The organism is Methylophaga sp. F7 (assembly GCF_056863975.1).
Window position 1 is genome coordinate 427,716 of sequence record NZ_CM166511.1, and the last position, 21,206, is coordinate 448,921.

General features: G+C 43.6%; 22 protein-coding genes. 10 read left to right on the forward strand and 12 right to left on the reverse strand.

The window, feature by feature from the left end:
• The first annotated feature begins 2 nt into the window (after nucleotides 1-2).
• Together AC08OG_RS02170 and AC08OG_RS02175 are read left to right on the forward strand one after the other, a co-directional pair.
• Complete coding sequence (locus AC08OG_RS02170) at nucleotides 3-152, forward strand: hypothetical protein (protein ID WP_482929984.1); 150 nt, start codon at nucleotides 3-5, stop codon at nucleotides 150-152.
• Entirely contained in the window at nucleotides 139-2,220 is a 2,082-nt protein-coding gene (locus AC08OG_RS02175; RefSeq protein WP_439502952.1) for an EAL domain-containing protein, read from the forward strand. Before AC08OG_RS02170 ends, AC08OG_RS02175 begins: the two co-directional genes overlap by 14 nt.
• A gap of 67 nt (nucleotides 2,221-2,287) precedes the next feature.
• On the opposite strand, the gene htpX is transcribed toward AC08OG_RS02175, so the two are convergent.
• From htpX to AC08OG_RS02200, 5 genes are all read right to left on the reverse strand, one after another.
• Nucleotides 2,288-3,169: a protease HtpX gene (htpX, locus tag AC08OG_RS02180; RefSeq protein WP_292354666.1), complete on the reverse strand. Its 882-nt coding sequence runs from the start codon at nucleotides 3,167-3,169 to the stop codon at nucleotides 2,288-2,290.
• Nucleotides 3,170-3,223: 54 nt separating this feature from the next.
• A complete protein-coding gene (locus AC08OG_RS02185) occupies nucleotides 3,224-4,327 on the reverse strand; it encodes an ATP-grasp domain-containing protein (protein ID WP_482929985.1) in 1,104 nt (367 codons plus the stop codon).
• Between the two features lie 24 nt (nucleotides 4,328-4,351).
• Nucleotides 4,352-5,257 carry an NAD(P)-dependent methylenetetrahydromethanopterin dehydrogenase gene (locus AC08OG_RS02190; protein WP_292400512.1) on the reverse strand — a complete coding sequence of 302 codons (906 nt, stop codon included), beginning with the start codon at nucleotides 5,255-5,257 and terminating at the stop codon, nucleotides 4,352-4,354.
• A gap of 9 nt (nucleotides 5,258-5,266) precedes the next feature.
• Nucleotides 5,267-6,007, reverse strand: a complete 741-nt coding sequence (locus AC08OG_RS02195; protein ID WP_482929986.1) for a beta-ribofuranosylaminobenzene 5'-phosphate synthase family protein — start codon at nucleotides 6,005-6,007, stop codon at nucleotides 5,267-5,269.
• 310 nt (nucleotides 6,008-6,317) lie between these two features.
• Nucleotides 6,318-7,184: an NAD(P)-dependent methylenetetrahydromethanopterin dehydrogenase gene (locus AC08OG_RS02200; protein ID WP_292411173.1), complete on the reverse strand. Its 867-nt coding sequence runs from the start codon at nucleotides 7,182-7,184 to the stop codon at nucleotides 6,318-6,320.
• 214 nt (nucleotides 7,185-7,398) lie between these two features.
• On the opposite strand from AC08OG_RS02200, the gene AC08OG_RS02205 reads away from it, so the two are divergent.
• Complete coding sequence (locus tag AC08OG_RS02205; RefSeq protein WP_292354675.1) at nucleotides 7,399-7,758, forward strand: hypothetical protein; 360 nt, start codon at nucleotides 7,399-7,401, stop codon at nucleotides 7,756-7,758.
• Nucleotides 7,759-7,837: 79 nt separating this feature from the next.
• On the opposite strand, the gene AC08OG_RS02210 is transcribed toward AC08OG_RS02205, so the two are convergent.
• Nucleotides 7,838-8,590: a quinoprotein dehydrogenase-associated SoxYZ-like carrier gene (locus tag AC08OG_RS02210; protein WP_292400503.1), complete on the reverse strand. Its 753-nt coding sequence runs from the start codon at nucleotides 8,588-8,590 to the stop codon at nucleotides 7,838-7,840.
• Between the two features lie 64 nt (nucleotides 8,591-8,654).
• Nucleotides 8,655-9,587: a quinoprotein relay system zinc metallohydrolase 2 gene (locus AC08OG_RS02215; protein WP_292400500.1), complete on the reverse strand. Its 933-nt coding sequence runs from the start codon at nucleotides 9,585-9,587 to the stop codon at nucleotides 8,655-8,657.
• A gap of 91 nt (nucleotides 9,588-9,678) precedes the next feature.
• Here AC08OG_RS02215 and gltX point away from each other — a divergent pair, with 91 nt between their 5' ends.
• The 3 genes from gltX to AC08OG_RS02230 all read left to right on the forward strand — a co-directional run bounded on the left by gltX (nucleotide 9,679) and on the right by AC08OG_RS02230 (nucleotide 14,077).
• Complete coding sequence (gene gltX / locus AC08OG_RS02220; protein ID WP_439502947.1) at nucleotides 9,679-11,082, forward strand: glutamate--tRNA ligase; 1,404 nt, start codon at nucleotides 9,679-9,681, stop codon at nucleotides 11,080-11,082.
• 205 nt (nucleotides 11,083-11,287) lie between these two features.
• Complete coding sequence (locus AC08OG_RS02225) at nucleotides 11,288-13,066, forward strand: methanol/ethanol family PQQ-dependent dehydrogenase (RefSeq protein WP_482929987.1); 1,779 nt, start codon at nucleotides 11,288-11,290, stop codon at nucleotides 13,064-13,066.
• Between the two features lie 135 nt (nucleotides 13,067-13,201).
• Nucleotides 13,202-14,077, forward strand: a complete 876-nt coding sequence (locus tag AC08OG_RS02230; protein ID WP_292401103.1) for a quinoprotein dehydrogenase-associated putative ABC transporter substrate-binding protein — start codon at nucleotides 13,202-13,204, stop codon at nucleotides 14,075-14,077.
• A gap of 38 nt (nucleotides 14,078-14,115) precedes the next feature.
• Here AC08OG_RS02230 and AC08OG_RS02235 read toward each other — a convergent pair whose 3' ends face one another.
• Nucleotides 14,116-14,577: a DUF302 domain-containing protein gene (locus AC08OG_RS02235; RefSeq protein WP_439502945.1), complete on the reverse strand. Its 462-nt coding sequence runs from the start codon at nucleotides 14,575-14,577 to the stop codon at nucleotides 14,116-14,118.
• A gap of 75 nt (nucleotides 14,578-14,652) precedes the next feature.
• Here AC08OG_RS02235 and AC08OG_RS02240 point away from each other — a divergent pair, with 75 nt between their 5' ends.
• The 4 genes from AC08OG_RS02240 to AC08OG_RS02255 are packed head-to-tail and all read left to right on the forward strand — an operon-like array spanning nucleotide 14,653 to nucleotide 18,228.
• Nucleotides 14,653-15,117, forward strand: a complete 465-nt coding sequence (locus AC08OG_RS02240) for a hypothetical protein (RefSeq protein WP_482929988.1) — start codon at nucleotides 14,653-14,655, stop codon at nucleotides 15,115-15,117.
• Nucleotides 15,093-15,335 carry a hypothetical protein gene (locus tag AC08OG_RS02245; RefSeq protein WP_482929989.1) on the forward strand — a complete coding sequence of 81 codons (243 nt, stop codon included), beginning with the start codon at nucleotides 15,093-15,095 and terminating at the stop codon, nucleotides 15,333-15,335. Before AC08OG_RS02240 ends, AC08OG_RS02245 begins: the two co-directional genes overlap by 25 nt.
• Nucleotides 15,336-15,382: 47 nt before the next feature.
• Nucleotides 15,383-16,843: a sensor histidine kinase gene (locus AC08OG_RS02250; protein ID WP_482929990.1), complete on the forward strand. Its 1,461-nt coding sequence runs from the start codon at nucleotides 15,383-15,385 to the stop codon at nucleotides 16,841-16,843.
• An 8-nt stretch (nucleotides 16,844-16,851) separates the two neighbouring features.
• Nucleotides 16,852-18,228, forward strand: coding sequence for a sigma-54-dependent transcriptional regulator (locus AC08OG_RS02255; protein WP_482929991.1), 1,377 nt, complete (start codon nucleotides 16,852-16,854; stop codon nucleotides 18,226-18,228).
• A gap of 1 nt (nucleotide 18,229) precedes the next feature.
• Here AC08OG_RS02255 and AC08OG_RS02260 read toward each other — a convergent pair whose 3' ends face one another.
• Genes AC08OG_RS02260 through AC08OG_RS02275 form a run of 4 tightly spaced genes read right to left on the reverse strand, consistent with a single transcriptional unit; the run spans nucleotide 18,230 to nucleotide 21,202 of the window.
• Complete coding sequence (locus AC08OG_RS02260) at nucleotides 18,230-18,637, reverse strand: ClpXP protease specificity-enhancing factor (protein ID WP_292401087.1); 408 nt, start codon at nucleotides 18,635-18,637, stop codon at nucleotides 18,230-18,232.
• Nucleotides 18,637-19,257 (reverse strand): glutathione S-transferase N-terminal domain-containing protein, encoded by a 621-nt coding sequence (locus AC08OG_RS02265; protein WP_292356061.1) that lies wholly within the window; start codon nucleotides 19,255-19,257, stop codon nucleotides 18,637-18,639. The genes AC08OG_RS02260 and AC08OG_RS02265 overlap by 1 nt, the downstream gene beginning before the upstream one ends.
• Nucleotides 19,258-19,289: 32 nt before the next feature.
• Nucleotides 19,290-20,000 (reverse strand): cytochrome c1, encoded by a 711-nt coding sequence (locus tag AC08OG_RS02270; protein ID WP_439502942.1) that lies wholly within the window; start codon nucleotides 19,998-20,000, stop codon nucleotides 19,290-19,292.
• Nucleotides 19,997-21,202 carry a cytochrome b gene (locus AC08OG_RS02275; protein ID WP_439503195.1) on the reverse strand — a complete coding sequence of 402 codons (1,206 nt, stop codon included), beginning with the start codon at nucleotides 21,200-21,202 and terminating at the stop codon, nucleotides 19,997-19,999. The genes AC08OG_RS02270 and AC08OG_RS02275 overlap by 4 nt, the downstream gene beginning before the upstream one ends.
• Nucleotides 21,203-21,206 lie beyond the last annotated feature (4 nt).

Here is a 21,206-nt window from a genome sequence, read left to right on the forward strand (position 1 = left end):
AAATGGTGATTGGCGCTAAGATAGATATTCAGGATTTGTCAGCTACTGCCGTTAATCAAAAGGCTTACGATTGGATGACATTAACCATGACCCAACTGGAAGGGAAAACACCGGTGCAATTTACTAAAGGTGAGCAGCGTGGCGAGAGCTGAAGGTATTTTACGGTTATTAATTATTGACGATTCGCTTACCGAAGCTGACGCTATTATTAATATATTACGCAGTGCAGGCCATGCGGTCAGAGCAGGGCGTGAAGATGATTTTGATGCATTGGAGCAGTCATTAAGCAAGCAAAGCTGGGATTTGCTTATTTGCCGTGATAATTTGCCAGCGCTGGCTCCTGTTGAAATTGTTAACGTAATCAAACGCCTGGGTAAGGATTTACCATGCATTGTGATTACTGAAAATAAAGCCGCTGAAAAAGAATTGTTCCGGACCGGCGTTCAGGATGTTGTCTTGAAAGATGACATTGAACGGCTGAAGTTCGTTGTTGAGCGTGAACTGGATAATCTGTTTATGCGACGTCTTGGACGACGCAATGAACGTGCATTGCGCGAGAGTGAAAAACGCTCCCGAGCTTTACTGGAAAGCTCCAGAGATGCCGTGGCCTATATGCACGAGGGTATGCATTTATATGTTAACAGTGCCTACCTGAATCTGTTTGGTTATAAAGAACAGGAAGACATTGATGGTTTGCCAATTCTTGATTTGATTGATCCTGACGACCATGCCAAATTTAAAATGGTATTTCGTCAGTTTACTGAGCAAGTCGATTCAAAACCGGCTACGGTCACAGCTCAGTGTTTGAAGAGTGGTGGTTATGCATTTGATGCGGATATCGAGTTCAGCCATGCACAGGTAGAAGGAGAAGAATGTACTCAGGTTGTTGTTCGTGATCGTAATGTCGCCCTTGTTGAAGACAATGATCAACTACAACGTTTACGTGACTTTGATTTTCTGACCGGACTATACAACCGAACGCGTTTTGTAGATGCGTTACAGTCTGCAGTTAACCAGGCAGCTGAAAACCAGCAGGATTCTGCTTTGCTTTATATGGTGCTCGATGACTTTCAGCAAATTAAAGAGCTTCTAGGTCTGGCGACCAGCGATGTTCTGATTAAAAGTGTTGCCGATCTATTGCTACAAACAGCCGAAGAGGGTGAAACGGTCGGCCGTTACGGTGATCAGATCTTTACCATTATCATCCCCAGCACCGACGAAAGTTTTGTGGATAAACGAGCTGATGTTTTTTTGAAGAGCGTTGCTGATTTTGTTTCACATACCAACGGTAAAATGATCGATTTGCACTGTAGTATTGGGATAGCGCGTATCAGTGAAAATGTCGCCTCAGCCCAAACAGCTCTGGAGAATGCTGATAAAGCCTGTACTATTGCCCAGCATGCTGGCGGAAATCAGACAGCTCGATTCCAGGAGAAAATGCCCCAGAGTGATTCAGGCGAACTTTCTGCTTGGAAAACAGTGTTGCAAAATGCCCTGAACAACGATTTATTCAATATTCATTTTCAACCCATTGTTGCTTTGCACGGTCCTCAACAAGAGTTCTATGACGTTCTATTAAGATTGCAGGACGGAAACAAAATCTTGCGAGCGGAGGAGTTTATTCAGCATGCTGTCAAGTTGCAGATGATGGCAGAGGTGGATAAATGGGTCATTCGTACAGCACTTAAAATGCTGTCAGAACATCAAAAAACGCATCCCAAAACACGGTTTTTTATTAAACTTTCTGAACAGACTCTGCATGAAAAAGATTATGTAGACTGGTTATCAGCCACTCTTTCAGCACATAATTTGACCGGACATGCGCTGATCTTTGAGATCAGTGAAACAGCCGCCGTGGATAATATTGAAGACACCAAAAATACTATTGCCAAACTTAAGGCCATTGGCTGTGAATTTGGATTAGAGCATTTTGGTTCCGGTATAGGATTTTCGCATAGTCTGAATGTGCTTGATGTTGACTATCTGAAAATCAACGGTAATTTTGTCGAAAATATGGCGAACGATAGTGAAAATCAGGCAGCCATAAAAGCGATAATCGATATGGCAAAGCAGGCTGAAAAACCCTGTATTGCCGAGTTTGTCTCAGACGCAGTCAGTCTTGCTCTTTTATGGCGGTTGGGTGTTGATTATGCCCAAGGTTATTATATTCATAAGCCTTCAGATAAGCTTGATTACAACTTTGAAGACGAAGATCTCTAATCAGTTTAGAGAAGATTCTGATAAATATAACAGGCTGATTTGAAGTGCAAAATCAGCCTGTTAAGCCTTAAATACGACCGGAACGTAATGCTTCAATCCGTTTTTCAAGTGGAGGATGCGTCATAAATAATGCCGAAATCCCTGCACGTCCACCTGAAATACCAAATGCATGTAATTGATCAGGTAAAGCCTCTTCGGCAGTGCCTGCCAGGCGTTGTAAGGCAGCAATCATTTTTCCCGAGCCAACCAGCCTTGCTGCGCCGGCATCGGCACGAAACTCCCGCTGACGACTGAACCACATCACGATAATACTGGCGAGAATACCCAGCACTAATTCAGCAATGATTGAGGTAATCCAGAAAGCTGGACCATGTCCTCGTTCGGTTTTGAAAACCGTCCGGTCCACCAGATGGCCAATCACTCTGGATAATACGATAACAAATGTATTCACCACACCTTGAATCAACGCCATGGTCACCATATCGCCATTCGCTACATGACTGACTTCATGTGCCAAAACAGCTTCTACTTCATCCTGTGTCATCGATTGCATCAACCCACTACTGACCGCGACCAGGGCATTGTTACGATTCATGCCGGTGGCAAAAGCATTGGGTTGCGGTGATTGATAAATGGCTACTTCAGGCATGCCTATTCCTGCCTGTTGTGCCTGACGTGACACAGTATCCACCAACCACTTTTCAGTTTGATTTTTGGGTGAAGTAATTACTTCTGCGCCGGTCAGGCGTTTTGCTGTCCATTTGGAAATAGCCAGAGAAATGAATGAACCGCTGAAGCCAATAATTCCCGCAAAAATAAGCAAGGAAGTCATATCTAAACCAGAACCTTGCTCATCCAAAAGACTATCAATACCGAGCAGTCGCATTGTCACGCTTAATACCGCTAACACCGCAATATTGGTGGCAAGGTACAACATGATTCGTTTCATTCGAGATTCCTTGAAATTAAGTTGTCAGTAATATGGGTCAGCAATGGGCTGTTTTCAAGCGGCAACCACTAAATTTTGAACCAAGATAGTGGCCAGGCGATGAGCATTATTCTGCTCGGTTTCGTCCAGCATTAAACTGCAAATGATGTCACCTTTATCGATAACACTTCCTCCGGCAGGCAAGTCATGGCAATACTCTGGCCAGTCAAAATCCTCCGGGATATTGATTTGTTCCGGGGCAAAACAAAACCATAAGATTCGTTTTTTTGCAGTAAGTTCAACCGCTGTTTCAGGCATAACACCCGTCAAACTCATCAACTGCCAACTGATAATGGGAGCATGATCCGGCAATAACTGACAGGAAGCGGTAGGACGTGGATTCAGCTCCAGCAGAAAAATTTCACCTGATGGCGTGAGTATAAAATCCAATGACATCAAACCGATTAACGACAGATGTTCGGTCAGTTTTTGTAGTGTCTGATGGAGAAAGCTTTGTTGTTTTAAGTCAATTTGAAGGCCACTTGAGATAGCGTTTAGACTGAAGTTATACAGGCTGAGATTAACAGGAAATTGCTCATTGAAAAGTAATAACTGAATGTCATCTGCTGCAGCCAGAAACAGCACTGACCCACTGATGCCCTCAATATATTGCTGATAATATCGGTCGGGACTTTCTGCTACCAAATTTGCTTCAACAATGTGTGTTCCTCCCCAACTGGCAGCCGATTTGGCTAGCCATTTACTATTTGCCGCCTGGGGTTTTTGGAATGTTGTTGGCGGATGCGGTAAAGATAATTTTTCCAGTATTGCAATCCATTTTTCAGGGAGGCAAATCTGCTCAAAGCACTCATATGAGGGGCCTGCAAATTTTATATGAGCGGGTAACTGTGAAAGAGCAGGATAAAAACGCTCGACACCGGTGCCACAGATTAACCAGCATGGCTCATCATCACTTAAGGTAATAATAGTCTGTAGCCATTGATGTGCTTCAAGGTTATCCAACGCAGATAGTTTCAGAAATCTATCCGCAGCGTCGAGAGTATCAATGTCAGCAAAGCAATCAGCTACACGGAGGGTATAACCCTCCCGTCTAGCCGATTGCGCCAGCATTCTTGCGCTTTGTGCAACGATCAACAGGAGCCTCGGATGTTCAGCCATTACTGGCTCCTGTACTTTCTATGCTTAAACCAGTTTACGAGCACCTTCAAAGGCATTACGGAAATCCAGATAAACAGGTTTATCACTTTCCAGTGTTTCTCTGAGTAATGCTTGCTGCAGTTTATATTTCACATTACCAACTGCAAGTGCACCGATACCGACAGCATTTGGGCATTGTGGGGCAAATTTCAGCGGTTCGCCGTTATCCATTAACTCGACACCTTCAATCCCCAAAGGTGCAACGGCGTTCACATCGCCGGCCACTTTAAGCTTTTTAGCATCGCTCAGTACTGAAGCATTCAATACCTGAATACCAGCTTTAGCTGCACAGAAAACCACATCAGCATCACTTAACAGACGGGCTTTATCTGCGTCAGATGCTGCAGTGGTGGCTCGTAAGCTCACACCGTAACGTTTACGGGCCTCATCAGAAAACTGCAGGGCTGTATCCAGTGAAAAGTGATCAACAATAGTGGTTTCAGCACCTTGTAGTGCCGCAATTACTGCGGTGGCAAGTCCCACTGGACCGGTACCGCCGAAAACAACTGCTTTACAACCTTTGTAATCCTGCTTGAAATGTTTCTTTAATTCACGTTCGACACAGGCCACCAACGCCGCTGCAGTGGTAAAAGCGCCACTTGGATCAGCAAATACTGGAATTTCGAATGGGGGGACCATTGCAGACTTGGCTGCATCAAGCATATCCATCGCCAGCCCAATATCTCTTCCGCCGATAAACATACCCGTCTTTTTTACACCAGCAGGGCCACGGGAAAAAATAGCATCTTGTGTTAAGCCTGCCACCTCTTTCAACTCAACATTGTTGTAAGGCATGATGATGTCATAACCGGCATCCAATGCCATGTTGATATCAAACGGACTGTTTTGTTTCATAGGGTTGAGCATATGAATGATGGAGCGCTTGGACATGTTAATCCCTCACTGTTTATTAAAATGTAAAGTTTTGCCGTCGATTGTAATGCCAGCACCCTTATTAACGCCAGCAGCACTGATTAATTCAATATTCTGCAATTGAGGATCTGCGTCAATCACGCCACGTAGCTCGTCGATAAGCTGATCCGCCTGAGACTGACTCTCGGTAAATACGCAGGATGTTGGACCCCATGAGCTTTGTGCCATGCCAGTAAATCCAAGGGACTTGCAGTGTTCCATTAAGACGGCTATGGCATTGCTGGTGTACTGGCCACCTTGTGCTGGGGCAAAATGTTGACCAATCAGGGCTTGAATTTCGCTCACGGCGGAACCGAATAATTGAATATCCTGCTCAATTAATGCGGGGAGTAGCTGCATCAACGTCAGGTGACAAATACGCTGGCAGTGCTGTAAAGGGAACGTTGGCAATTGCTGAAATGCCTGGATTTCAGTTTGACCATGAATGCCCTGATGGCTTTTATCCATCAACATCACCAGTCGCCACTGAGAGGGGAAGTCCTGCTGAAATAATCTGACCGGTGTCTGTGAGTTAGGCCCTAAGCCCGCATCTACTACAAAACCACCGGTATCAAAGGTACTGATCCCAATTCCTGATCGCTTTCCACGATCCATTGCCAGAGCAATTTTTGCGGTGGGAATATCCAGCTGATGATGGTTCGCCAGTATCTGACCAATGACCAGAGCGAGCTGAGTGCCTGAGCCGAGCCCCGCATGTTCTGGAATCAATGAGTGAATGGTGAGGTTGAGTTGGCGTAAATCAGTCGGGATATTCGATCCTAACGTGAGATAAAACTGATTAATCAGTTTAGTGATTTTGTTACGAATAGAGTCTGTAACAGGGGGTGCTGAGGGGGCTGATCATCAGAATCAGTAAGGCTGAGTTTAGTATAGTGACTATCTACTGCCAAACCGATACTGCCAAAATGACGGCCTAAGCCGCCATTTAGATCCAGAAAACCTAGGTGGAGTCTTGCCGGAGCCTGTATACAAATCGTCTGAAGCTTAACAGGTGAAACCGGTTGTTGCATTGCTATCACTAGGCGTTATCAATTTTACAGGCGATATCGTAGATAGTGGTTTCGTCCAAAAACAAGTCATTGGTGTCAAACAGTGATGCCACTGCTCCTCGATGTACCTTCATTTTAAAGTTACCAATCGCAATAGCACCGTAAAAACGCACTCCCTGTTTTTCCGTCCCATTATCCATCACTTCCATACCTTCGACACCCAACGGTGGAACCGCATTAACATCAGCAATCACTTCGAGCGTTTTGCTAGCAGTCCAGGTAGCCTCGGGGACAATACAAACACCAGCCGGACCGGCAGCAATAGCCACATGGGCGTCTTTAAGTAATGCAGCAACGGCTTCATCACTCCGTGTTTCACCGGGAATCACATCAACCCCATAGGCTTTTTTCATATGTTCAACAGTGGCTTTGCTTCGCGCCATACTACGGCAGGTTAGGGTGACTTTGCTTGCACCCTCTTTTAACAGGTACAAGGCAGTTCGTTGTCCCACAGGTCCTGCCCCAAGAATCGCTACATTTTTGCCGGTAATATCGTAGTCAGTCATTACTTTTCGGGCAATTGCTGCTGCGGTGGTATTAGACCCATTTGGATCCAGCATGACCGAAACTCGAACGGGGCCAAAGAATGCTTTTTTTACAGCTTCACCGACAAGCTCACTGGAAGCTACATTTGAACCACCGATAAAAATTGCGCTGTTTTTCAGGTTCTTTCCACCGCGGGTAAAAATCATGCCATGAACATGAGAGGTGACATTGTCACGCGTTGCTCCACCATGCGCGATAATATTATCCACGCCGGAGTCATAGGCAACAGCTTGATCAAATGTGCTCGCGACGGTATCAGTATCGAGATGAAGCAGTAATTTTTTCATCATGTTCTCCTGCGTTTAGCATGGCTTGATGTGAGATAAATAAACGCTGGATTTTACCCTATGTTGTTTCTGTGAGGAAATTAAACTGCCATTATGCTCTATCAAAAAGTTTGATTGGCAATACGTTAAAGTGGCAATATCCTGTTCATGTGTAGGAACTTGTCTTCCAAATTACCAGTCACAGCAGCACCATATAATAAAATTTTAGGAGTAGAGAATGAAGAAAACCAGTCTGACAGTCCTGTTTGCCAGTATGACCATGTTAAGTGCCTCCGCTATTGCCGATGACCATATGGATTTTTCAACGGTGACTAAGGTGCAATACGTCAATGATTGTATGCAGGCAAATACAAATTTAAACGTCTATGAAGGTGTGCATAAATGTTCATGCGTAGTGGACAAACTTGATGAAGCTTTTACTCAGACTGAGTTCGAAGATGTCAACACCGCTTATATGTACCAAAATATGCCAGCAGACAAAGGGGCACAGTTCCGCGATGATAAAGGTTTAAGTGGCGGTATAGATAAATACGAAGAAGTCTCGGCTTCAGCTTATAAAGAATGTCGAATCCAATAATTTCTGACTGATATCAGCGACAAGAAAAAGGCCGTTTAAAACGGCCTTTTTTTATGGATGTGCGTAGTGAAAATGTCCGCTATATTTGTTTATCCATGCTGTAAGTCATTTCTTTAGTGTCATTCACCATCGCTTTTAACACACCATGTTTTTGCGGCGTGAAGCTAAACCGGATACTTGGGTCTTCACTTATAGAAATGCCAGCCTCAAGTGTAATCAGGTTTTCATCATCAAAATCTATGATGATTTCTTTCACATAATGCGGTGGAATATAGCCACGGGTTTTTTGATCAAACTGTAAGCCACTATTATTCGGGTGACTTACAACTACCTGTGCCTTTGTTGTTTCGCCAATGTTGGCTTCTCGCATACGAATCTGCATTTTGCCCAGTCGAGCCATAGCGGCTTCCATGTCTTTACCTGCAGGAGCACTACATCCTCCTGAGGCTTTGACAAATTTTGACACCATATGCAAAGAACCATCATTCATTTCTGCAATAGCCCGCATATCGGTGTACTGATCGACCCTGACCCGTGTAGCGATATCAATATCACCCAGTGTCGGTGATAAATGGAAATTCGCAGAATACGGCATCGGGTTTTTATCAATGATGATATGTATGTTTTTAATGTATCTCTCAGCAGTCTGTGGCTGAACCGATTTGACACTGATTGGAACAATGGCAGCATCTTCAGCCCGGGTAGGCGCTTCAAGGATCAAAACATCATCGGCATTTTCATGAATTTCACGATCACCAAAATAGGTTTGTTTAAGCGCTGACCATAAATCCTCTTCAGCTGTTGCAGCATTTGCAATGAAGCTATGACTCATAAAAACTGCAAATACAGCCCAAAAAATGTATTTCGCCCCATCATTTTCGCTCTCCTAATAATTATTATTCCCACTCTAGTTCTACAAAAGCAGCGGTAACATTTCGACGATGATATTCTTCAAAAAGTTTCCACTTTTCAGCTTCTTGCGTGCCTACCGAGTCAATGGCTTGTTCAATGGTTCCCAGATCATTAATGATGACCCTAATCTCTTCACGTACGGTGGTCAGATAGCGCAGTAAATCCTGCCAGCCTTTTGAGTTTTCACCGTTAAAAGCTGTGCCGTGACCAGGAATGATCATTGTCGCATCATGTTCAATTAAGGTATCAAGGGCATCAATCCAGCCGTTAATACTGCCATCCAAGGCCGGAATACGTTCAACGAATAATAAATCGCCGGTCCATAATGTACTGGTTTTTTCATCATAAACGGTTAAATCATGATCAGTATGCGCCGTGGTAAATGCGGTTAAAATCAGTGGTCGGTTACCAAGATCCAATGTTAATGGTGACCCAACCTTAACCAGGGTCTTCGCTTCGATAAACTCGGTGCCTTTGTAGGCATCACCCAAAATCTCCGAAAACTGTCTGGCAAAGTGTTGCTGTCGACTGGCCATTGCAGCCGGTAATTTTTCGTGACCAACAAATTCCGGCTTATCGGTCTTAAAAGCTGCATTTCCTAAAATATGATCCGGGTGCACATGGGTATTGATGACATAACAGATCGGCAAGTCACTATGCTGGCGGATGGTTTTACGCAATAACTTACCTTCCTGAAAACTGCCGCCGCTATCGATGACGGCAATGCATTGCTCACCAATGATAAAACCAACATTGGCAATGGCGCCCAGATTCTCAGCATCCGCTTCTTGGTGGCTGCCCTGGTGGTAAAAAATACCTTCAGCAACCTGCTGCACCTTATAGCTGTCTGCCTGAAGACTGCTGGCAAAGGCAAAGGATGAAACAGTAATAGATAGAAAGGAAATTAATATACGCATGTTGATGACTCACTAATTGTCAGCGTCTGAACTGTTACAATAACGCACTTTATCGCAATACATCCACATAGCTAGCAGAGAACTTTTGATTATGACAATTCGTACGCGTTTTGCACCCAGCCCAACAGGATATCTACATGTAGGCGGGGCCCGTACCGCACTCTTTTCATGGCTATATGCCAGAAAACATGGCGGTCGTTTTGTATTAAGGATTGAAGATACCGATATCGAACGCTCATCAGCTGAATCAGTGAACGCGATTCTCGAAGGCATGACATGGATGGGGTTGGATTATGACGAAGGCCCGTTTTATCAAACGCAACGTTTTGATCGTTACAAGGAAATTATCCAGCAACTAATGGATCAGGGCGATGCTTATTACTGTTATTGCAGTAAAGACGAACTGGAAGCAATGCGTGAAGAGCAGCGCGCCAATAAGCAGAAACCTCGCTATGACGGTCGGTGCCGCCATATAACAACTCCTCGCGAAGGTGTTGAGCCGGTGATTCGTTTTAAAAACCCTACCGTTGGTCAAGTGGTTGTTGAAGATGCGATCCGTGGCAATGTTGTTTTTGAAAACAGTGAACTGGATGATTTAATTATTGCTCGTCCAGACGGCACACCTACTTATAATCTAACAGTGGTCGTAGATGATCTGGATATGCAGATGACCCACGTAATACGTGGTGATGATCATTTAAACAACTCACCACGACAAATCAATATTTTTAAAGCTTTGGGTGCTAAACCACCCGTATTTGCACATGTCCCAATGATCTTGGGTGACGATGGAGCTAGACTTTCCAAGCGGCATGGTGCCGTCAGTGTGATGAGTTATCGGGATGCAGGATATCTTCCCGAAGCGTTATTGAATTATTTAGTCAGATTAGGCTGGTCGCACGGTGATCAGGAAATCTTTTCCTTAGCGGAAATGACCCAGCTATTTGATATTCAAGACGTCAATAAAGCTGCCTCAAGCTTTAATACCGATAAATTACTCTGGTTAAATCAACATTACATCAAAACCAGCGAGCCAGAACATGTTGCACAGCACCTCAGCTGGCATATGGGAGAGTTAGGTATTGATCCTACTGATGGTCCAGCTTTGGTTGATGTTGTGGTATTGCTGCAGGAACGTGCCAAGACGCTTAAAGAGATGGCAGAGTCTAGCGTGTATTTTTATCGCGATGTGGATGCCTATGATGAAAAAGCTGCACAGAAAAATCTGACTGAAGCCAGCTTGCCATTATTAGAAGCCGTATTGGCAGAATTGACTGAGCTCAAAGATTGGCTGGCTGAACCGATTCATTCAGTCATCAAGAACTGTGCTGACAAACATGAAGTTGGTATGGGCAAAGTGGCACAGCCAATACGGGTTGCGATAACAGGAAATACGATTTCTCCTTCCTTGGATGCGACTTTAGAGCTCTATGGTCGAGAGCGCGCACTCACCGCTATTCAGTGTGCAATTAGCTGGATCAAAGATCATGCCTGATTTTTAGCAAAAAAATAAAGTTGTTAAATTTCAAAAGCTTAAGTTGTCGGGAAAATCTTCCCGAAAATAAGATGGAAATACTCATAAAAAAGTTGTGTAAAGTTCTTGACGAACCCGGGAAGTCGGATTATGGTTCGTCATACGCATGAGGTTCATCCGAACAAATCGTGACGTACAAAACTAAAAAGCAATAGAGGACAACTTTATGAAGCTGAAAACATTATCAATTGCAATGATGGGATTAGCAGCACCAGGTCTGGTGGCTGCAGATGAGCTCCTTGAAATGCAAAAAAATGACAATAACTGGGTTATGCCCGCTGGTGACTATGCCAATACGCGTTACAGCGAACTGACTCAAATCACGAAAGACAACGTCAAAGATTTGAACATGGCTTGGTCTTTCTCAACTGGTGTTTTACGTGGCCACGAAGGTAATGCTTTGGTCATGGACGACACTATGTACGTTCATACAGCGTTTCCAAACATCGTTTTCGCACTGGATTTGAACAACGATGGCGCCATCAAATGGAAATATGAGCCAAAACAAAACTACGATGAAACTGTACCAGTCATGTGCTGTGATACCGTTAACCGTGGTCTGTCTTATGGCGATGGCAAAATCTTCCTGAACCAAGCTGATACCACTCTGGTGGCATTGGACATGGAAACAGGTGAAGTTGTTTGGTCTGACAAACGTGACGATCCAAAAGTAGGTGCAACCAGCACAGCTGCTGCCCACGTTTTTGATGACAAAATCATTGTCGGTATTTCAGGCGGTGAATTTGGTGTTCGTGGTTACGTTCAAGCATATGACTTAGATGGTAACGTGCAGTACAAAGCGTACAGCACCGGTCCTGACGAAGAAATGTTAATTGACCCAGAAAAAACCACTTCCATGCTGAAACCAGTTGGCAAAGATTCTTCTTTGAAAACTTGGCAGGGTGATCAATGGAAAATCGGTGGTGGTACTACTTGGGGTTGGTATTCATATGACCCTGACCTGAACATGTTCTATTACGGTACAGGTAACCCATCTACCTGGAACCCTGTACAACGTCCAGGCGATAACAAGTGGTCAATGTCTCTATTCGGTCGTGATTTAGACACCGGTATGGCGAAATGGGTTTACCAAATGACGCCTTACGATGAGTGGGATTATGACGGCGTTAACGAAGTTATCCTGGCTGACCAAAAAGTTAATGGCAAAATGCGTAAAACTGCCGTTCACTTTGACCGTAACGGTTTTGCATACACCATGGATCGTGCTTCAGGTGAATTGCTGGTTGCTGAAAAATATGACCCAGCGGTTAACTGGTCAAACGGCGTGAACCTGAAAACCGGTCTGCATGATCGTGTAGCGAAATACTCAACTGCACGTAACGGTGAAGACGTTAACACCACTGGTATCTGCCCAGCAGCTTTGGGTACAAAAGATCAACAGCCAGCGGCTTATTCACCACGTACCGGTCTGTTCTACGTCCCAACCAACCATGTTTGCATGGACTACGAACCATTCGAAGTTGAATACGTAGCGGGTCAACCATACGTTGGTGCGACATTGAGCATGTACCCACCAGAAGGTGATACACACTTGGGTAACTTCATTGCCTGGGATGCTCGTGAAGGTAAAATCGTCTGGTCAAACCCAGAGCGCTTCTCAGTCTGGTCAGGTGCTTTGGCAACTGCCTCTGATGTAGTGTTCTACGGAACGCTGGAAGGTTACCTGAAAGCAGTTGATGCCCAATCAGGTCGTGAACTGTGGAGATTTAAAACTCCATCAGGCATTATCGGTAACGTTAATACCTACAAACACAACAACAAACAGTATATTTCTATCCTGTCTGGTGTAGGTGGTTGGGCTGGTATCGGTATGGCTATCCCAAGTTTGGAAAATGATTCAGACGGTCTGGGCGCAGTTGGTGCATATCGTGCACTGTCTAGCTGGACTAACCTGGGTGGTGTTCTGAGCGTATTTAGCCTGTAAGACCAATTAAGTATTAAAAAATATACTTAAGTTAAACCCTAAAACCCGGTATCTTTTAAAGATGCCGGGTTTTTTTTGAACAAAAACGGCATAGGAAATGTCTTACAAATTCCCATAAGCAATAAGGAAGAGAGAATGATAAAACTACAAAAATGGGCAATCCTGGCGTCTGCTCTACTGGGTGCCTCGTTTGCAGTTAATGCTGAAGATTTGAAGCCAATTCAGGGACAAGAAGTATTAAGGGTCTGCGCGGATCCTAACAATATGCCCTATTCCAATAAAAACAAGGAAGGTTTCGATAATAAAATTGCTGAACTATTAGGTGAAAAATTAGGAATTCCGGTTGAATATTACTGGTTCCCACAACGCATCGGTTTTTCACGTAACACGATTAAAAAAGAACATCCCGAACGTGGTGGCTATATGTGTGATCTCGCCATGAGCGTTCCCGAACACACGGATTTTCTATTACCCACCAAACCGTATTTCAGCTCTATTGAAGCGATTGCCTATCGGAGTGGCGAAGGTTATGAAATTACTAAGCTGTCAGATTTAAAAGAGGTAAATGAAAAACATGGACCCTTAAAAATTGGTTTGTTTGATCGTGCCATTTCTACCAAAGCTTTAATTGATATGGGCTTGGGGGAGAATATTGTTTATTACCAATTGATGAGCGGTGATGTAAATGAAAGCCCAGGTAGAGCGATAGAGGATTTAGCGGCTGGTAAAATTGATGTTATCCCGATGTGGGGACCAATAGCCGGTTACTATGCCAAGGTATCGGATGTGCCTATTACGGTAAATCCATTAAATGAACTGGGTCAGTTGCATGTATTCAGCTTCAGTATGGCAACTCGTTATTCGAATAGAGACTGGAATAAATTACTGAATAAATTTATCGATCAGAATAAAGATGAGATTGATGCCATTATTGCTGAATACAATTTACCATCTTTGGAAAACGTTAGTCCGACTCCCGCGAAAAGACCGCGTAAGGATGATGACGATTAATACACTGTTGGACTAAATCAATATCTGAAAAATAGAGGCTACAAAACAGTAGCCTCTATTATTTTTTTCAGATCATCATTAATCCGGGCGGCAAAACTTGCCTGATCTTTATCAGACACGTTTTCATCCATTAATCTGGTGCCAATAATCACCCCACTGTTGCTTTCCCTAACAGTAATGATGCAGGGCATATCATTGATAAGTTGTTCATTAATCAACATCATTTCTTTTGCGTGGGTAATATTACAAAAGCTAATGACAGTAGATAACGGGAAGTTTTTATCGCCACGTTCACGGATCGCAGAACCAATTTCGCTTTTATGAATTATCCGGTAATTATACTCGGAGATGGCTATGTCCAGATTTACCAGTGTGTCTTGATAATTATATGGACTGTTTTTTTCAAGTATTCGATTAGTGTTTGCCGACTGGCATGCGATAATAAGTAATACGCATGAAATCACAATTGCGGGAATCTTTAGGCGTTCAAGTAGAGTCATAAGCAAATAAAAATAATAAATTGGAATATAAGAATTTAAGCATAACACCTATAAAAATTCATGAGGTAACAAACAGTGAAGACAAACCAATACATCGTTTTTTTGTTCGGATTAATATTGCTGATAAGTGGCAAAGCGTTTGCAGCGCCGGGCATGTCAGAAATCAATAATGAGTTATTTGATAAAGCGCATTTAAAAAATATTGATCAGCCGGGAGTGCTGAAATATAAATTTTCTAAAACCAGTTTTGTTGATGGGGACCGCACTGACACGATTGAAATGATGGTCAATAATATTCGTAATACTGGTCGTGCAGATACCTATTTTGAGTTTTTTACCGGCGAGAATAAACGCCCCTACGAACCACGCCTGGACCAACGGGGTAATAGTGTCTTTGTTTTGTTTCTGGAATATGACATTCATGAAATGAATCGGTTAACAGGGGGGAGTGGCGTTATTTTCAACGGCTGCTTCGTTGGTCTTTTGCTGAAGGGGCTGACAAGAAGCAAATTGAAGTGGACTACAACGGCAAGAAAGTAAAAGCATGGCAATACATCGTGCAGCCGTATATCAAAGATCCCAAGAATGATCGTTATAAATTGTATTCTTCCAAATATTATATTTTTACTATGTCGGAAGAAATTCCTGGTGAGATTTATCAATTAAAAACTGTTGTGCCAGACGGTAAAAACTGGAAAGAAGGTGACCCAGTCCTGGTTGAGGAAAAAGTCACATTTACCGGTTTTGAACCCCAGTAACGGATAGGTAACAATTTATGAAACGGGCCTTCGTGCCCGTTTTTTTAATGAAAAGACTTTTAAAAAAACTCCAATCCATTCAAGGTGCCTTAAGGTTCCATGAGCTCAGCTTTGTGGTGTTAATTATCATGACAGCCTTAATGAGCTTTAACTGGGCACTTGTCTGGCAGAAAAGTTCAGAAGAGTCGCTGCGTTTAAGTTCAATCAATACTCATGTACAACATTTACGTGGTGATCTTTATCGTCAGCTAAAAGAAGTCTTTGATGTTGTTTTTCTAAATGATGAGCTTGCAGTAGAACAATATTACCAATTTGTTGATCAGATTAATTCTTATCTAACTCGTTTAAAAGCGCTTTCGAGCTCGCCAGACGAAGCGCTTTTGATCGTCAGAATTGAATATGCCTATAACAAGTTTTATCAGGAAACCCGACGTTTCCTGAATAACGATAAACTGAGCAATGATGACAAACTCTGGTTAGATGAACAGCTTGAACAGCAAACCTTTCAGCAACTTGAAATGGTTTTCAGCGATATCGAGCACTATCTTCAACAGCAACAGCAGCAGTTAACTGACTCTGATGAACGGATGTTTGGCAAAATGCTGCTCAGCGAAGCCTTGCCAATTATGTTGGCATTAGTTCTACTCATTATCTCCAAATGGTTTGTCCGTCGAAATATGCTGGCGCCACTACGTAATGTTACCCAAGGTGCCAAAATAATCAGTACCGGCGATTTTCATCATCATATTCCGTTAACAGGTGTCGACGAACTGCAAAGACTTTCGCAGGCTATTAACAGCATGGCTGACGAATTGGCCAGTAATCGTGACAAATTGATAGAAACCAAAAAACAAGCCGCATTAGGCGAACTAGTGCCTTTGGTCGCTCATAATATACGCAATCCTCTTGCAGGGATCCGTGCGGCCGCACAAGTCTCTATCGAAGAAGCGAATGAAGAAGGTCGAGTCGTGCTGAAAGACATTATCATTGCGGTAGATCGACTGGAAAACTGGGTCACCTCGCTACTGATGTACCTGCACCCGTTAAAACCCAATCTTGTTGAGGCGACACTCACCGAACTCACCGATAATGCTTTATCCCTGACAGCCCTGCAACTCAATGATAAATACATCCATGTAAATCGTCATGGCTGGCAGCAAGAGGCCAGGCTGATTAATATAGATAATAATCTGATGGAGCAGGCTATTTTCAATTTGATTCAAAATGCAATTGAAGTGTCACCCATTAATTCAACCATTCATATTCATTATTGGGAAAAACCTCAGCTAATTGGATTGCAGATTGAAGATCAAGGACCGGGTTTTAGCGAAACGCCTCAGGCAGAGACCAGCCAAATGCATAAAAAGCTGAATTGCGGACTGGGTATTCCTTTTGCTCAGAAAGTGGTTAAACAGCATCAGGGCGATTTGATTTTTGAAAATATTCCGGAGGGTGGAGCGCGAGTTTCACTGACCTTGCACCTGGATAAAACGCTGACTCGTCAATAGGATGTTACATGCTTAATTTTGTATTAATTGAGGACGAAAGCCTGTTTGCGAAATCGGTTAAACGACGGCTGGAACGGGAAGGTCATCAAGCCAAAATTGCCGATAACATCAGTGATGGAAAAAAACTGTTACGTCAGGAATCAATCGATGTATTGCTATTGGATGTCAGGTTACCTGATGGCAATGGCCTGGATTTACTGGCTGAAATTCGTGTGTCAGGACATCCACTGCAGAACTTGCCTGTGGTCATGATGACTGCTTATGGCGAGCTGGAAGACGCGGTTAATGCAATGAAATTCGGCGCCTCAGATTATCTCAAAAAGCCGGTGGATTTGGATGAACTGATGATGACGATTGAGAAGGTGGTTCACAATCACGCTATCAGTCTTCAGTTACATTATTCTGAACAGCGTGAACAAAAGACTCACAAACCAATTAATTTGATTGGTACTAGTCAGGAAATCCTAGCTATTCGGCAGCAGGCAAAACAGCTCTCTGAGCTCATGGATAAAAATAAGGATACTACTCCTGTCGTATTAATTACCGGAGAGACAGGTAGTGGCAAAGGCGTTCTAGCCAGGTATTTTCATCAAATAAGTCAGCGGCATAATCGGCCTTTTGTCCAAGTCGATTGTGCTGCATTACCGGAAGCTTCAATCGAAGCTGAATTATTCGGTCAGTCACCCAGCACCCTTGAAACCAACTCTCCTGCTCGTCCCGGTTTGATTGAAGTCGCTGAGGATGGGACGTTATTACTGGATGAAATTGCAGAATTATCGTTATCTACTCAAACCAAACTGCTGAATGTCATAGAGCGTAGACAGCTTCGCAGACTGGGATCCACCAAAGAAATTTCGGTGAATTCCCATATTATTGCTACGACCAATCGCGACCTTCATCAATTGGTGATTTCGGGCGAGTTTCGAGCTGATTTGTATTTTCGGTTAAATGTTGTAGAGATTAAGCTGCCACCGCTGCGGTTACGCCAACAGGATATAGCGGAACTTGCACAGTTTTTTATCGAGCAATTTGCCAAACGTTATGGCGTCGAACAACCAAGACTTGCATATGATGCAATGCGTGAAATGCAACAATATGATTGGCCTGGTAATATCCGCGAACTGGAGAATGTTTTGGAGCGAGCCGTAATGCTCTGTAAACAGAGTGTCATCGAATCTGATGATTTGTCATTGAAAGCATTTGGCCGTGACAACCAAGACGAACAAGGGGGCTCCAAGTTCGAAAAAATGACACTTGATCAGGTGGAAAAATATTTACTGGAAACGGCTTTGAACCGAAGTTCAGGTAATGTTTCCAGAGCGGCCAGACAGCTTGGATTAACCCGTATGGCAATGCGTTATCGTATGGAGAAATACAAGCTTTAAATTATTTGACCAGTTTTAAGCTTGGCTTGCCATTAGTCGTTTTATTGGTTGGTTTACCTGGTTCTTTAGCTTTTGGCGGCGGGGGCGTGGGATGCTCTTCTTCTGGAAAGAACATACCTTCGTTATTTTCTTTTCCATAAATCGCCTGAATGGCAATAACCGGAATAAATAAATTCATGGCCTTGCCGGAAAATCTTGCTGAAAAACTTACCCAGTCATTGTCCATATTCAGGCCGTCGATAGCATCTGGCGCCAGATTAAGAACGATGCGCGAATCGCGAATATACTGTTCTGGAACCACAACCCCTTCATAATCCGTATTCACCAGTAAATAGGGTGTGCAATCGTTATCGAGCAACCATTGATAAATGGCTCTGATTAGATAAGGCTTTTGTGAAGACATGCTCATTAGCGCATTCCTCTCTCCGCTGTGCTCAGACTGGCCTGGAAGGTATCTCTATTAAATATTTTTTCTGCATAACGTTCAACCGCTTTGGCGGAATCAGGTAATTTTATCCCCAAATGCGGTAATCGCCACAATAACGGAGCAACGTAACAATCAATTAATGAAAATTCGTCGCTCATGAGAAAGTCGTATTGTTCGAATAATGGTGCCAGAACGGTCAAATCCTCACGTAGCGTTTTTTTTGCCTTGGTTGCTGGTGATTTATCACGCCCGGATAATTGAGGCCACATGGAAAACCAGTCCGTTTCCAGACGATGCAACATCAGTCGCATCTGAGCTCTTGCACCTGGATCGTTAGGCATCAGTGACGGATGAGGGAAACGCTCATCAAGATATTCCATAATGATTCGGGAATGAAATATCACAATATCCCGATCAAACAATGTCGGGCCCTGAGCGTATGGATTTGCTGAGGCCACCTCTTCTGGCCAGTGGCCATCAACAAGATCTACAATCTGACAATCAATTTGCTTTTCTTGAACAACGATACGGGTTTGGTGACTGAAGGGACATTGTACATCTGAGTACAATGTCATCAGTGGTTTACGATTACGTGTTGTCATTAGCTGTACTGCTTATATTTTGGAATGTAGCGTTAGTGAACGTCTTTCCAGTAAGCTTTTTTCAGTGCCAGTGCGATCACAAAGAATATCGCAAGATAGAGCAAGACCCACTTACCCAGCGCTAAACGCTGTAATTTAGATGGTTCACTGATATAAGCAAGAAAGTTGACTAGATCTCGGCTCATCATATCGTATTGACGAGGAGTCAGCGCACCTTCTTGTTCAACACTTAAATGACCATCCTCGTCGATAGCCTGGTATCCCTGTTGTTCCCAAAGGACATGTGGCATACCAACATCTTTGAAAGCCAGGTTATTAGTGCCCATTGGCCGACTCTCATCCAGATAGAATGTACGCAGGTAGGTATATAACCAGTCTGTACCTCTTGCTCGAGCAATCACCGATAAATCTGGTGGCGCAACACCAAACCAGCGTTTGGCATCTTCAGCTCGCATTGCTATTTGCATGGTGTCACCAATTTTATCGGTGGCAAACATCAAGTTTTCAGTGACTTGATCATCGGTAAGTCCCAAATCTTTTGCCATACGGTTATATCGCATCAACGATGCACCATGACAGCTTAGACAGTAATTAACGAACGTGTGAGCGCCACGTTGCAAAGAGGCTTTATCAGTCAAATCAATATCGACAGTATCCAGTTTTGATGACGGCCCCGCTGCAATGGCGAGCGTCGAGAACACACTGAATATCGAAACAAGAGCAGCAAAAATCAGATTTCTCATTTGGTCGTCACCCTTTCTGGCACAGGTTTATCTTTATCAAATTTCGTGTAAATCGGCATCAGGAGAAAGAAAGCAAAATACAGAACGGTAAAGATCTGAGCCATCAAAGTATAAAGAAACGTTGCAGGCTGAGTACCTAAGTAACCTAATGCTAAAAAGCTAATAACAAACACTACCAGAGCGATACGGAAATAAGGCCCTCTATAGCGAATAGAGCGGGTTCTGCTGCGGTCCAGCCAGGGCAGCAGGAACAACACAACAATCGCCAGACCCATGGCAATAACACCGAACAACTTATCTGGCACCGCACGTAAAATGGCATAGAACGGCGTAAAGTACCAAAGCGGGACAATATGTTCCGGTGTTTTTAATGGATCGGCAGGAATAAAGTTATCTTTTTCCAGGAACCAGCCGCCAAATTCCGGCATATAAAACAACACTAATGAAAAGATAAACAGGAAGACAACAACACCTACCAAATCCTTCACAGTGTAATAAGGGTGGAATGGGATGCCATCAACTGGCTTACCGTTTGCATCTTTGTTTTTCTTGATTTCCACACCATCCGGGTTGTTGGAACCGACTTCATGAAGAGCCAGAATATGCGCTGCTACCAAGCCAAGCAACACGATTGGCAAGGCAATAACATGCATGGCAAAAAACCGGTTTAAGGTGGCATCAGCGACCACATAATCGCCACGAATCCAAAGAGCCAGATCTTCACCAATAATCGGTAATGCGCCAAATAAGGAAATAATTACCTGAGCGCCCCAGTAAGACATTTGACCCCAGGGCAACAAATAACCCATAAAGGCTTCAGCCATCAGCACAACATATAACAGCATGCCGAAAATCCAAATCAACTCTCGCGGTTGTTTATAGGATCCGTACATCAGGCCACGGAACATATGCAAATAGATAACAACAAAAAAGGCGGAAGCCCCAGTAGAGTGCAGGTAACGAATCAACCAGCCCCATTCGACGTCACGCATAATGTATTCAACCGAGGCAAAAGCCAGTTCCGCATCCGGTTTGTAATTCATGGTTAAAAAGATACCGGTAACAATCTGCAGAACCAGAATCAATAAGGCGAGTGAGCCGAAGTAATACCAAAAGTTAAAGTTTTTCGGTGCGTAATACTCCGAAAGATGTTCCTTCCACATTTTTGTTGCCGGGAAGCGGGCGTCAATCCAATCAATCATAGAC